This is a genomic window from Enterobacter sp. 22466, assembly GCF_052044775.1.
Taxonomy (GTDB): domain Bacteria; phylum Pseudomonadota; class Gammaproteobacteria; order Enterobacterales; family Enterobacteriaceae; genus Enterobacter; species Enterobacter dissolvens.
In genome coordinates this window covers 42,034-54,943 of the sequence record NZ_JBQENX010000007.1, presented here as the reverse complement: position 1 = coordinate 54,943, position 12,910 = coordinate 42,034, and the positions used below count along the sequence as shown (strand labels likewise).

Genomic DNA, 12,910 nt, shown 5'->3' with positions numbered 1-12,910 from the left:
GTTCCTCAGGAAAGTTGTTGCTGTGGACGACGACGATACGCCCAAATCATCATAATGGCACCCGCTACGATCATCGGAATGGAGAGGATCTGCCCCATGCTGATGTACTGTACCCACTCGCCGGTGAACTGTGCATCCGGCTGGCGGAAGAACTCAACGATGATACGGAACGCACCGTAGCCAATCAGGAACAGGCCGGAGACAGCCCCCATCGGGCGCGGTTTGCGGATAAACAAATTCAGGATGATAAACAGCACCACGCCTTCCAGCGCCAGCTCATAGAGCTGGGACATATGGCGCGGCAGAACGCCGTACGTATCGAAAATGGATTGCCACTCTGGATGCGACGGCAGCAGCGCCATGTCTTCCGCACGCGAGCCCGGGAACAGCATGGTAAAGGAAACGCTCGGGTCGACACGTCCCCACAGTTCGCCGTTGATGAAGTTGCCCAGACGGCCAGCCCCCAGACCAAACGGGATCAGTGGCGCGATAAAATCTGATACCTGGAAGAAATTGCGTTTGGTGCGTTTGGCAAAAATCACCATCACCAGGATCACACCAATCAGGCCGCCGTGGAAGGACATGCCGCCATCCCAGACGCGGAACAGATAGAGCGGATCGTTGAGGAACACCGGGAGGTTATAAAACAGGACATAACCAATACGGCCCCCCAGGAACACACCAAGGAAGCCCGCATAAAGCAGGTTTTCGACTTCGTTTTTGGTCCAGCCGCTGCCAGGACGACTGGCGCGACGGCCGGCAAGCCACATCGCAAAAATGAAGCCCACCAGGTACATCAGACCGTACCAGTGAAGCGAAACAGGTCCTACTGAGAAAATGACCGGATCAAATTCCGGAAAATGCAGATAACCACTGTTCATCTGTCACCACAAGATGTTGTTATTCCGCTGAAAGTGGACAGCGGCAGAGATGCGCCCCGGCTGTCAGCAGAGGCTCCAAAGTTGCGAATCATAGCATAAGGCAGAGGCAGAGGATGCGTCAGAGATGTAAAAGATGTGTATAGAGGATGGTGCGGGTTGTTGCCCTCTCCCACGGGGCTGAGGGATCCCCACAGAAAAAGTGCGCACGAACGGCTCCCTCTCCTCCAGGGAGAGAGATAAAGGCTTCAGCGGCCACCGCGGATCAGACCGCCCATGCCACGTCGTTCCATAAACGCGGCGACCTGATGACGAACCTCTGTTGCCAGCTGCGCTTCAAGACTGCGCTCGGCCAGCTCACGGGCATCTCCGATGTCGATATGGCGTAGCAGGTACTTCACACGTGCGACAGCGCGACCGTTCATCGACAGATGTCGGTACCCCAGGCCAATGAGGATCGCAACGCACATTGAATCTCCGGCCATTTCACCACACAAACGCAAATCGATACCGTACTGCTCCGCTTCGCGGGCAATCATCGCTAACGCCCGAATGATGGCCGGATGCAGGCTGTCATAGATACTGGCGACACGCGTGTTGTTACGATCGACGGCCAGAATATACTGCGTCAGATCGTTGGTCCCGACAGAGATGAAATCGACCCGGTTTGCCAGCTGCGGCAGCATAAAGACCATGGAAGGCACTTCGAGCATCACCCCGATCCGCGGTTTGGGGATCGCATAGCCGATCATCTCTTCAACTTCGCGGCCTGCACGTTCGATCAACCGTCGTGCTTCGTCGATCTCATCGATGCTGGTGACCATAGGCAATAAAATGCTGAGGTTCCCGGTCGCCGCATTCGCGCGCAACATGGCGCGCACCTGGATCAGGAAGATCTCAGGCTGATCGAGCGTAATGCGGATCCCGCGCCAGCCCAGGCACGGGTTTTCTTCACTGATCGGCATATACGGCAGCTGTTTATCCGCCCCAACATCCAGGGTACGCAGTGTGACCGGTTTATCGTTAAACATCTGCAACATGCCCTGATACTGCGCGACCTGCTCCTCTTCGGAGGGGAAGCCGCTTTGCAGCATAAACGGGATTTCGGTGCGATATAAACCGATGCCATCAATGCGGCTACCGAGCTTCTCTTCATGCTCGGGGCTTAAACCCGCGTTGAGCATGACTTTGATCCGCTCACCGCTTTTGAGCTGCGCAGGCAGATTAACGTCATCTTCCGCCAGCTTGCTTAATTCGTTCTCTTCACTGATAAGACGCTGGTATTCCTGGAGCAGAACCGGCTCAGGATCGACCAGGAGCTCACCGCGATAGCCATCCACCACCAGCGTGCGTCGGTGCAGCACCGAGGGCTGAATGTCTGCCCCCATAACGGTGGGGATACCCAGGGCACGTACCATAATGGCCGCATGGGAGTTGGCGGCGCCATCGCGAACCACCACCCCTGCCAGCCTGTCCTGCGGCAGCTCCGCCAGCGTCGTCGCGGACAGTTCATCGGCAACCAGCACAAACCGTTTTGGCCAGGCATTCGGCCCCTGGATCGTGTCATCAAGGTGGAACAGCAGTCGCTGACCGAGTGTACGTAAATCTCCCGCACGCTCTTTCAGGTAACCGTCTGTCAGTGCGGCAAATTGCTCAGCAAATTTTTCGATGACCTTTTTAACGGCCCATTCCGCAACGAAGCCTTTATCAACCTCGGCAAAAAGCTCGCGGCGCAGACGCGCATCGGAGAGCAGGTGCGAATAGAGGTCAAAAATGGCCGCCGTCTCTTTTTGCGCCCCGGCGGCAAAGCGTTTGCTGTAACGCCGAAATTCGTTAGCCGCCTCTTCCAGCGCTGCGGTGAGGCGCTCGCGCTCAAGCGCTTCATCAAGGGTTGAGGCTTCGTAAACCTGCTCCATCAGCGGCAGGGTGGCATCCATCCAGCCTTCAGCGATCGCCACGCCCGGCGACGCCGGCAGCGCGCGAATACGGGTATGACGATACTGACCAAACAGGGCGGCAAGCTGAGACTGGGAGAGGATCGCAGCCATCTGCGTGGCTAGCGTCACGAGGAAAGACTCTTCGCTTTCGTCATACTGACGCAGTTCGCGCTGCTGCACCACCAGGACGCCAAGCAGTTGACGACGCTGGATGATCGGTACGCCCAGGAAAGCGCGGAAACGCTCTTCTTTGACGGAGGGAATGTATTTAAAGCTGGGGTGTTTTTGCGCGTCGGCAAGGTTGATGGGCTCAGCCAGTCGCCCCACCAGGCCTACGATACCTTCATCAAAGGCGAGCGTAACGGTACGACCGCGTGGTTTTTTTAAACCACGGGTTGCCATCAGGTAATAGCAGCGCCGGTCATGGTCGGCCAGATATACCGAACAGACTTCGGTCTCCATCGCAAGACAGATGTCAGTGACCAGTATATTCAGCGCCTCGTTCAGACGAGGCGCACTGGCCACTTTCTCGACTATTTCTCGCAAGCGGGTGAGCATGATTTGCGTAGCTTAACCTCTTTTACGTCGCCAGGCAGGTGCGCTCTGCGGCTTAGGCGGAATCTCCTGAAGCTGCATGACAACACTTGCGAATTCTTTCATCACCCTTCGGTAAACATCGCGCTTAAATGACACGACCTGACGAACAGGATACCAGTAACTCACCCAGCGCCAGCCATCAAACTCCGGCGTACTGCTGGTTTGCATATTGATATCTGAATCGTTGCCCACCAACTGCAACAGAAACCACTTCTGTTTCTGGCCGATACAAACCGGCTTTGTGTCCCAACGCACCAAACGTTTCGGTAACTTGTAACGCAACCAGTTGCGGGTCGAAGCCAGGATGCGAACATCTTTTCGGCTTAAACCAACCTCTTCAAACAGCTCCCGGTACATCGCTTGTTCTGGGGACTCCCCTGGGTTGATCCCGCCTTGCGGGAACTGCCAGGAGTGCTGACCATATCGCCGGGCCCACATTACCTGGCCCTGACGATTACAAATTACTATTCCTACGTTCGGGCGGTAGCCATCGTCATCAATCACCGGACTACCCCAAACTAAACCTTATATATGAATGATTGTTTCACACTACAGGGAGGCGGTAAACCACTCTCTTACAGGCCTGCAACCTAATAACATTTGAATAACTCACAAATATGCGCAGAGTTATAAACAGATATGCGGCAACAAGGGCAATTTTATTCACCTTTTCTGTGGATATAGTTGTGAAGAAGTATGGAATTACCGATGAACAACCTGAAACGCCTTGCGCCACGCCACTCCCCCGCCAGAAAACAACAATAATATTTTCATAAAGTTAGCTCTGTTTTTGGCGTTGCAGGAAGGAATAACGTGACGATCGTCACACCCATGATCATCATGCTGATGAAAGATCGAACAGCGTCGGTTTTATCCACAGATTGTGCCAATAACTTAGGCACAATTTGTGTGAAAATTGGATTTTCGTCGCACGTCAAGGCTGTAAATTGAAACAGTAGTCAGGGTTATTCCCAGTTATCCCACTTTTCTGTGGATAACATGGTGTAAGATCCTGTTTATTGTCAGTGACCAGAATTGAACAACCTGTTTTTCAGCTCAGACAGAACGCCAGACGATTAATAAAATAACAGATAAATCATATACATGGAATATTCGTACAGAAAAAGTTAAACTCTATCCACAGGGGACAATTTCTTAGTTTATTTTTTAATCAAAAGGTTACCACCATGCTTGCGCTCTCACCCATGCTTTCACCGCCAACAAGCGAAGCCCAGTTGCTTGAGCAGGCGCAGCGCCTGGCGGGCTTTTCGCTTGGTGAGCTGGCAGCGATGGCTGGCTTGCCGATCCCAAAGGATCTGAAGCGGGATAAGGGCTGGATCGGCATGTTGCTTGAACTGTGGCTGGGGGCGAGCGCGGGGAGTAAACCCGAGCAGGATTTTGCAGCCCTGGGCGTCGAACTGAAGACGATCCCCATAGACCGTCTGGGAAAACCCCTCGAAACCACTTTTGTCTGCGTGGCACCGTTAACCGGTAATACCGGCGTAACGTGGGAAACCAGCCATGTTCGCCATAAACTGAAACGCGTGCTGTGGGTACCGGTTGAGGGTGAACGCCAGATCCCGCTGGCTGAACGCCGCGTAGGGGCACCGCTGCTCTGGAGCCCGGATGAAGACGAAGAGAGACAGCTACGGCTGGACTGGGAAGAGTTGATGGATATGATCGTCCTCGGACAGGTAGAACGCATCACGGCCCGACACGGAGAAGTTTTACAGCTGCGCCCGAAAGCGGCCAACAGCAAAGCCCTCACTGAGGCTATCGGTGCTCAGGGCGAACCGATACTGACGTTGCCGCGCGGCTTTTATCTCAAAAAGAATTTTACCGGTGCACTTCTGGCTCGTCATTTCTTACTAAAAACATAGTTTTTTACTCATTTTGCGAACTATCAAACATAATCGTCTGCTATTTAAGATTTTCCCCCTTTCTCCTTTCGATATATCAGGTTAATACTACACTATGATTTGATACGAGCCAGGTGAGGACGATAACGATGAAAAAATGGGCAGTGTTGATTTCAGCAGTGGGTTTAGCGTTTGCGGTATCGGGCTGTAGCAGCGATTACGTTATGGCGACGAAAGATGGCCGGATGATCCTGACCGACGGTAAACCTGAAGTCGACGATGATACCGGTCTGGTCAGCTACCATGACCAGCAGGGCAATAAAATGCAGATCAATCGCGACGAGGTTTCGCAGATTATCGAGCGATAAACCGATAAAGGTCAGTGGCTTGCTGGCCTTTTTGATTTTTTCCTTCCCCTTTTGCTTTCCCTCTGCCATGTTTATATTCCTTTGTCGGGAGATTCCTGACGCGGTCTGTATTTCTAATGAAGGAAGCCGGCTATGCATTATCACCGTATCCCCCACAGCGCTCTGGAGATAAGCCAACTGGGGTTGGGCACGATGACATTTGGTGAACAAAACAGCGAAGCCGATGCCCATGCACAACTCGATTATGCCGTCAGCCAGGGCATTAACCTGATTGATGTTGCAGAGATGTACCCTGTTCCTCCACGTCCGGAAACGCAGGGCCTTACCGAAACCTACGTCGGCAACTGGCTCGCCAAACGCGGCAATCGCGAAAAGCTGATTGTTGCGTCAAAAGTCAGCGGCCCCGCACGCAACAACGATGCCGGGATCCGTCCAAACCAGATCCTCGATCGCAAAAATATCCGCGCCGCGCTGGATGCCAGCCTGAAGCGCCTGCAAACCGACTATCTCGATCTCTATCAGGTTCACTGGCCGCAGCGTCCCACTAACTGCTTTGGAAAGCTGGGCTATAGCTGGAATGAGAGCGCCCCGGTCGTTACGTTACTGGAAACGCTGGAAGCCCTGGCCGAATGCCAGCGAGCGGGAAAAATCCGCTACATCGGTGTCTCTAACGAAACGGCCTTTGGCGTGATGCGCTATCTGCATCTGGCGGACAAACATGACCTGCCGCGCATTGTCACCATCCAGAACCCATACAGCCTGCTCAACCGCAGCTATGAAGTGGGTCTGGCCGAAGTGACGCAATACGAAGAGGTGGAATTGCTCGCCTATTCATGTCTGGGCTTTGGTACGTTGACAGGAAAATACCTTAACGGCGCGAAACCTGCCGGGGCGCGTAACACCTTGTTCAGCCGCTTTACCCGCTACAGCGGTGAGCAGACACAAAAAGCCGTGGCGGCCTATGTGGATATCGCGAAACGTCACGGTCTTGATCCAGCTCAGATGGCCCTGGCCTTCGTGCGTCGTCAGCCGTTTGTTGCCAGCACTCTGCTGGGCGCAACGACCATGGAACAGCTGAAAACGAATATCGAGAGTTTCCATCTGAATCTGAGTGAAGAGGTATTAGCAGAGATTGAAGCGGTGCATCAGGTATACACCTACCCGGCACCGTAATAAAAGCCAACGGCAACCTGGTTGCCGTTTTTAATGTTTGCGCCCTCTCCCGTGGGAGAGGGATGGGGTGAGGGCGTCAGGCCGCACTTATCAACGGCGACGCTGCCAGAGCCATAATCCGGCAATCGCCAGCGCAAACAGCGCGCCGAATCCTACGCCAATCCCCACGACCGGCACACCGACTTTAACCGCCAGCGAATAGAGCCCCAGCATTAACAGCATCGCCAGGTTTTCACCGAGGTTTTGCACCGCAATGGCATTCCCTGCGCCGACGGTCTGCTTGCCGCGCTCCTGCAGCAACGCATTAAGCGGCACCACAAAGAAGCCCCCCAGAATACCAATCAGGACAAGCAGCGCGTAGGCGGGTAGCAAGGCGTGCTGCAGCGAGAAGATAAGCACCACCACGCCAATCAGGATCCCCGCAGGCATGCAGCGCGCAACGGTCTCAAGCGTCACCAGCTTCGCCGCCGCGCCAGCCCCAACGACAATCCCAATCGCCACCATTGCGTTAAGATAAGTCGGTGTCGCATTGTCAGTAATCCCCAGCGCCACCGGCACCCATAGTACCAGCAGGAAACGCAGCGTGACGCCTGCGCCCCAGAACATGCTGGTGCCCATCAGGGAGAAGCGCGTTTCACCGTTACGCCACAGCACGCGGCAGGCGTTGAAGAAACTGCCTGTCATAGGCGTAAAGCGCCAGGATTGCCCCGGGCGAGCCACCGGCAGTTTTGGGATAAACAGGTTGGCTACCACCGCCCCGCCATACACCACCGCACACACGCTCAGCGCCGCCAGCACGTGCCAGTCAGCGAGTACGCCCCCCGCGACAGAGCCGAGCAGGATCGCCGCAATAGTGGAAGACTCCATTAGCCCGTTGGCTTTCACCAGCTTATCGCCGGTCGTGAGTTCCCCCAGGATGCCATACTTCGCCGGGGAGTACGCCGCTGCGCCAATGCCCACCAGCGTGTAGCCGATAAACGGGTTGATACCAAAACAAATACTGGCGGCGCCCAGCAGTTTCAGGCCGTTCGCAAACATCATCACCCGGCCTTTCGGGAAGCTGTCCGCCACCTGCCCAACAAACGGAGCAAAAATAATGTAAGCACCCACAAACACCATCTGCAGGATGGGCTGGCTCCAGTCCGGATAAAACTCGGCCTTCAGCAATGCCAGGGTGGCAAACAGTAACGCATTGTCACCGAAGGCAGAGAGAAACTGGGCGGCAATAACCGCCATCATGCCCTTCGACCAGAGTGAGGTGTTAGTGTGTACTGACTCACGCATTTTGCTGTTCCGCCTCGTCAACCATACCCTTCAGGGTCACGAAATCGGGCTTACCGCTACCCAGCACCGGAAGCTGCTTCAGGTAACGAATATCGCGCGGTACCGCCAGCTCAGGAATGCCATGTTCACGCGCATGCTGTAGCAACCGGTCGCGTTTCAGTTCGCTGTCGGTGGTGAACAACACCAGTGCCTCGCCTTTGCTGGCATCGCTCTTCACAACCGTAGCATGCAGCTTGTCAGCGGATACCGCTGTCGCCAGTTGCTCAACCATCTCCAGCGAGACCATCTCACCCGCAATTTTGGCGAAGCGTTTCGCCCGCCCCTGGATCTGTACGAAGCCCTGTTCATCGAAACGGACAATATCCCCGGTGTCATACCAGCCGGTCTCCATCTCGCCATTGACGTTTTCCGCCGTCGGCGCTTCCAGCTGGCCTGGGTTTTCCACACGCAGATAACCGTTCATCACGTTTGGCCCCTTGAGCTGCAGACGGCCACCGTCCTCGATGCCAGGTACCGCCAGCAGACGCGCATCCATCCCCGGCAAAATACGGCCTACCGTCCCCGGTTTCGCCGCCATCGGCACGTTGATCGAGACTACCGGCGCACACTCGGTGACGCCATAGCCTTCCAGGATACGCAGACCAAACTTGTCCTGCCAAATCTGGCGCGTGCTCTCCTGCAGCTTTTCCGCCCCGGCCACCACATAGCGCACGCGGTAAAAGTCATACGGATTGGCAAAGCGCGCGTAATTACCGAGGAAGGTAGACGTGCCAAACAATACGGTGCAGTTACGGTCATACACCAGCTCCGGCACAATGCGATAATGGAGCGGGCTTGGATAGAGGAACACTTCGGCACCGGTCAACAGCGGGGTAAAAAGCCCCACCGTCAGGCCAAAGGAGTGGAACAGCGGCAGCGCCGACATGAACCGGTCATTGGCGGTAAAGTCAGCAATGCTTTTAATCTGCTCCACGTTTGCCAGAATGCTCTTGTGACTGTGCACCACCCCTTTCGGGTTTCCCTCTGAGCCAGAGGTAAAGAGGATCATGGCGTCATCTTCCGGCTGCTGTTTGACCTGGGCCAGACTCGGCATCAGCAGGTGAGCGAAAATCCACAGCTTGTCACCCGTCGTCACGTCCGCTTTCAGATCTTCCAGGAAGACCCAGCGCACCTGAGTCAGTTGCTCCGGCAGGTGCCACAGTTTGCCTTTGTCGAGGAACTGGCGCGAGGTAAAGACGGTATTGATTTGAGCCGCGGTGATGGCGCTGGTCAGTCCTTTTACGCCTGCCGTGTAGTTCATCATCGCCGGAATACGGCCCCGGGAAACCGCACCAAAAATCACCGCCGCGCTGATCCCCGCGTTAGGCAGCATCAGGCCTATCTTTTCGCCTTTCTTACTGTATTTTTCAAGGATACGTCCCACGAACAATGTCTTGGTCAGCAGCTTGCGGTAGGTGTCCGGTGTGAAATTAATGTCTTCGATACAGTTTTTCTTCGCGCCATAGCGGTACTGCGCCGACAGCAGAGACTCATACAGCGTTTCACGCGGGCGAACGGCCATGCGCGCTTCCATCATGATCTGGTGCAGCATTTCACCGGCGATTTTACGGCGATCACGCGCACGCGGCGCGTCGGGCATCGGTAAAGAGGTTGGCGGCAGAATATGCAGGGTGATTTTCGGGAACAGACGCTGCTTCACCAGCCCTTTCAGGCGACTGAAATGGGTAAGCTCTGCCCCTTCAATCCGCAGTGGCACAACGGTCGCTTTTGACTTCGCCGCCACAAACCCTGCCCCGTCGTAGATTTTCATCAGCGAGCCGGTGACCGAGATCCGCCCTTCCGGGAAAATCACCACCGGACGTCCCTGCTCAACCAGACGTACCAGATGTTTAATCATCATCGGTTTTGTTGGGTCGAGCGGCACAAAGTCAATCAGCGGAGTGAGCCAGCGCATGTACCACTGCTGGCTGATCGAGGTATACACCGCAAACACCGGACGCACGGGCAGAAACAGCGCCAGCAGGATGCCGTCGATAAAGGAAACATGGTTTGGTGTAATGAGCACCCGTTCGCCACGAAGCGCCGTTGCATCGCCCGTTAAACGGATGCGAAAGAGGATACGGAAAAGTGTGCGGAAGAACCCAAAAAGCATCTCAACTCCCTTTGCCAGCCAGTGTGAAGGGTTAGTAAATGGTGGCAGATTACACGAGAAGTGGTACAGGAGCGACAGCAAATATGGAGGCGAAAAAAAACCTGCGCATCCGCGCAGGTTGGTGCAAGAGATGAGTACGAAACCGTACTAAGAAATCTCACCAATCAATACCTCTGGGATCTCAACTTTAGCAACGTCGCCATCTTCCCCGCTATCGGACAATCGCAACAGCCTGAGGCAAAGTGTAACTAAAGGTTCAGATTGACATTATTCCGACATGTCTGTCCGTGTAACGATTACACCGCCGGGGTTGTTCTGCATCACGTTTGTGGAGAGGGAGAACCCGCTCCCCTTGAATGCGCGGCGCTTTTCCGCAACACTTATTGGCGTGTAAACGCTTACCCCCACTAAGAAGGTAATTAATGGCGACAATAAAGGATGTGGCCCGTCTGGCAGGTGTTTCCGTCGCGACCGTATCGCGCGTGATCAACGACTCTCCAAAAGCCAGTGACGCATCACGCCAGGCGGTGCAAAACGCCATGGAATCCCTGAACTACCATCCTAACGCTAACGCCCGTGCGCTTGCCCAACAGTCAACTGAAACCATCGGGCTGGTTGTGGGTGATGTCTCTGATCCTTTTTTCGGCGCCATGGTGAAAGCGGTTGAGCAGGTTTCTTATCAGACCGGGAATTTTTTGCTGATCGGCAATGGCTATCACAATGAACAAAAAGAACGCCAGGCTATTGAGCAACTGATCCGCCACCGCTGCGCGGCACTGGTTGTCCATGCCAAAATGATCCCCGACGCCGAACTCATTCATCTGATGAAGCAGATCCCCGGTATGGTGATCATCAACCGCATCATTCCCGGGTTTGAGAAACGCTGCGTGGCGCTCGACGACCGTTACGGTGCCTGGCTTGCCACCCGCCATCTGATTCAACAGGGTCACACCCGCATTGGTTATCTCTGCTCAAACCACCCGATTTCCGACGCTGAAGATCGCCTGCAGGGGTATTACGATGCCCTGCGTGAAAACGGCCTGCCGTGCAATGACCGGCTGGTGGCCTACGGTGAACCCGACGAAAGCGGCGGCGAACAGGCGATGACCGAGCTGTTAGGACGTGGAAGGAATTTCACGGCGGTCGCCAGCTATAACGACTCAATGGCAGCCGGTGCAATGGGAGTGTTAAATGACAACGGGATTGAGGTGCCGGGAGAAATTTCCCTCATTGGCTTCGATGATGTGCTGGTCTCCCGCTACGTACGCCCTCGCCTGACCACCGTCCGCTACCCGATTATCACAATGGCCACGCAGGCCGCCGAGCTGGCGTTAGCGCTGGCCGAGCAGCGCCAGCCGCCGGATATCACTCATCTGTTTAGTCCAACCTTAGTGCGCCGTCACTCTGTGGGTTCACCCGCCGAGGCCCCGGACGAATAGCGATAGAGATGTACCGTTTTATCGGGATACTCCAGCGCATCGCCAATATACTGCCAGCCGTAACGCTCATAGAAGTCACGGCAGGCAGACCAGAGATGCAGCGTCTCATACCCGGCCTGGGCGGCATACTGGATAACATGCTGTTGCAGCAGCCCCGCCAGCCCTTTGCCTCGCGCCGCGTCATCAACATACAGGGCAGCCAGCCAGGGGCAAAGATCCTGTCGGGTGATCAGATCGCAGCGCCAAAGCCCCACGGTGCCCATAAGTTGTTCGTTCTCTACGGCAATAAAGGTCAGCGGTAATGCGCCCGGTGTCTGGCTGTGCTCAACAATACTGTTGAAAAATTCCCGGGATAACCCGTCGCCAAAGGCCTGCCAGATCCAGTCGGTCACCTGCTCCGCATACTGCGGTGCGGCGTAAAGAGGCAGAATAGTCATACCAGTTTCCCCTGGAAAATGGGCACGGATTCGAAGAGATAGCCGTCAAAATCCGGGGCATCTTCGTCAGAGAGTTCAAGTAAACTTTTTTTCACGTTTTCAAGATGCTGGAACATTGCCTGCCAGGCGCCCATAACGTCACGGCGGCGCAGCGCAGCCAGGATGGTTTGCCGGTCCCCCAGCCATTTCAGGCGGTACGCGCGACTGGCGATATGACCATTAAATTGCTGCCACAGCGGACTGCTGTCCATGTGATGCCAGATACTTTCTACCGTCGCCAGCAGCATCTGATTTTGCGTCGCGCCAGCCAGCACCAGATGGAACATCTTATTGTTGTCCTGGCTATTATCGTCGGCGGCAATCGCGCGTTGCTCCTGCTCGATAATACGGCGCAGATTGTCGATGTCTGCACGGGTCGCCATTTTGGCGGCAAACGCGGCAATATTGCTTTCGAGCAGTTGGCGGGCCTGTAAAATCTCAAACGGCCCTACGTCGCTATTGAGAAAACGCTCTTCTTCGTTCTCGTGTTCTTCGGGGATGCGCATCACATAAACACCGGAGCCCTGGCGGATATCCACCGTGCCCTGCAACTCCAGCATCAGTAAGGCCTCGCGTACGATGGTGCGGCTTACGCCGTACTTCTCGGCAATATTGCGCTCAGGAGGAAGACGCGAACCAACGGGATAGTGCCCCTGGATAATCTGCGCCCGTAAATCCTCGCCAATTTCCTGGTACTGTTTTTTTTCCGGCAGGATGACAGCCTTATCCACGTTTTCACCTGTTTTT

General features: G+C 55.1%; 11 protein-coding genes and 1 pseudogene. 5 read left to right on the top strand and 7 right to left on the bottom strand.

What is annotated here, in order from left to right:
* Positions 1-5: 5 nt before the first annotated feature.
* From lgt to rppH, 3 genes are all read right to left on the bottom strand, one after another.
* The gene (gene lgt, locus ACTJJI_RS17740; RefSeq protein WP_014833123.1) at positions 6-881 is read right to left on the bottom strand and encodes a prolipoprotein diacylglyceryl transferase; all 876 of its coding nucleotides are present in this window, start codon (positions 879-881) and stop codon (positions 6-8) included.
* A gap of 245 nt (positions 882-1,126) precedes the next feature.
* Positions 1,127-3,373, bottom strand: coding sequence for a phosphoenolpyruvate--protein phosphotransferase (gene ptsP / locus ACTJJI_RS17735; RefSeq protein ID WP_046889788.1), 2,247 nt, complete (start codon positions 3,371-3,373; stop codon positions 1,127-1,129).
* Positions 3,374-3,385: 12 nt separating this feature from the next.
* Positions 3,386-3,916 carry an RNA pyrophosphohydrolase gene (gene rppH / locus ACTJJI_RS17730; RefSeq protein ID WP_013098553.1) on the bottom strand — a complete coding sequence of 177 codons (531 nt, stop codon included), beginning with the start codon at positions 3,914-3,916 and terminating at the stop codon, positions 3,386-3,388.
* Between the two features lie 442 nt (positions 3,917-4,358).
* Here rppH and ACTJJI_RS17725 point away from each other — a divergent pair.
* From ACTJJI_RS17725 to ACTJJI_RS17710, 4 genes and pseudogenes are all read left to right on the top strand, one after another.
* A pseudogene (locus ACTJJI_RS17725) lies at positions 4,359-4,445 on the top strand (hypothetical protein); the annotation flags it as partial.
* A gap of 154 nt (positions 4,446-4,599) precedes the next feature.
* Positions 4,600-5,292 carry a DNA mismatch repair endonuclease MutH gene (gene mutH / locus ACTJJI_RS17720; protein ID WP_014833124.1) on the top strand — a complete coding sequence of 231 codons (693 nt, stop codon included), beginning with the start codon at positions 4,600-4,602 and terminating at the stop codon, positions 5,290-5,292.
* A 128-nt stretch (positions 5,293-5,420) separates the two neighbouring features.
* Positions 5,421-5,639, top strand: a complete 219-nt coding sequence (locus tag ACTJJI_RS17715; protein ID WP_013098555.1) for a YgdI/YgdR family lipoprotein — start codon at positions 5,421-5,423, stop codon at positions 5,637-5,639.
* Between the two features lie 132 nt (positions 5,640-5,771).
* On the top strand, positions 5,772-6,812 hold the full coding sequence (locus ACTJJI_RS17710) for an NADP(H)-dependent aldo-keto reductase (protein WP_046889789.1): 1,041 nt from the start codon (positions 5,772-5,774) through the stop codon (positions 6,810-6,812).
* A 90-nt stretch (positions 6,813-6,902) separates the two neighbouring features.
* Here the strand turns inward: ACTJJI_RS17710 and lplT are convergent, their stop codons facing one another.
* Positions 6,903-8,096: a lysophospholipid transporter LplT gene (gene lplT / locus ACTJJI_RS17705; RefSeq protein WP_038983856.1), complete on the bottom strand. Its 1,194-nt coding sequence runs from the start codon at positions 8,094-8,096 to the stop codon at positions 6,903-6,905.
* On the bottom strand, positions 8,089-10,248 hold the full coding sequence (gene aas, locus ACTJJI_RS17700; RefSeq protein WP_262761787.1) for a bifunctional acyl-ACP--phospholipid O-acyltransferase/long-chain-fatty-acid--ACP ligase: 2,160 nt from the start codon (positions 10,246-10,248) through the stop codon (positions 8,089-8,091). Before aas ends, lplT begins: the two co-directional genes overlap by 8 nt.
* Before the next feature lie 422 nt (positions 10,249-10,670).
* Between aas and galR the strand changes: the two genes are divergently transcribed.
* Entirely contained in the window at positions 10,671-11,687 is a 1,017-nt protein-coding gene (gene galR / locus ACTJJI_RS17695) for an HTH-type transcriptional regulator GalR (protein WP_014833128.1), read from the top strand.
* On the opposite strand, the gene ACTJJI_RS17690 is transcribed toward galR, so the two are convergent.
* Both ACTJJI_RS17690 and ACTJJI_RS17685 read right to left on the bottom strand, forming a co-directional pair.
* On the bottom strand, positions 11,648-12,124 hold the full coding sequence (locus ACTJJI_RS17690; RefSeq protein WP_395999721.1) for a GNAT family N-acetyltransferase: 477 nt from the start codon (positions 12,122-12,124) through the stop codon (positions 11,648-11,650). The two genes, galR and ACTJJI_RS17690, sit on opposite strands and share 40 nt — an antisense overlap.
* Entirely contained in the window at positions 12,121-12,894 is a 774-nt protein-coding gene (locus tag ACTJJI_RS17685) for a GntR family transcriptional regulator (RefSeq protein ID WP_013098561.1), read from the bottom strand. Before ACTJJI_RS17685 ends, ACTJJI_RS17690 begins: the two co-directional genes overlap by 4 nt.
* Positions 12,895-12,910: the final 16 nt, after the last annotated feature.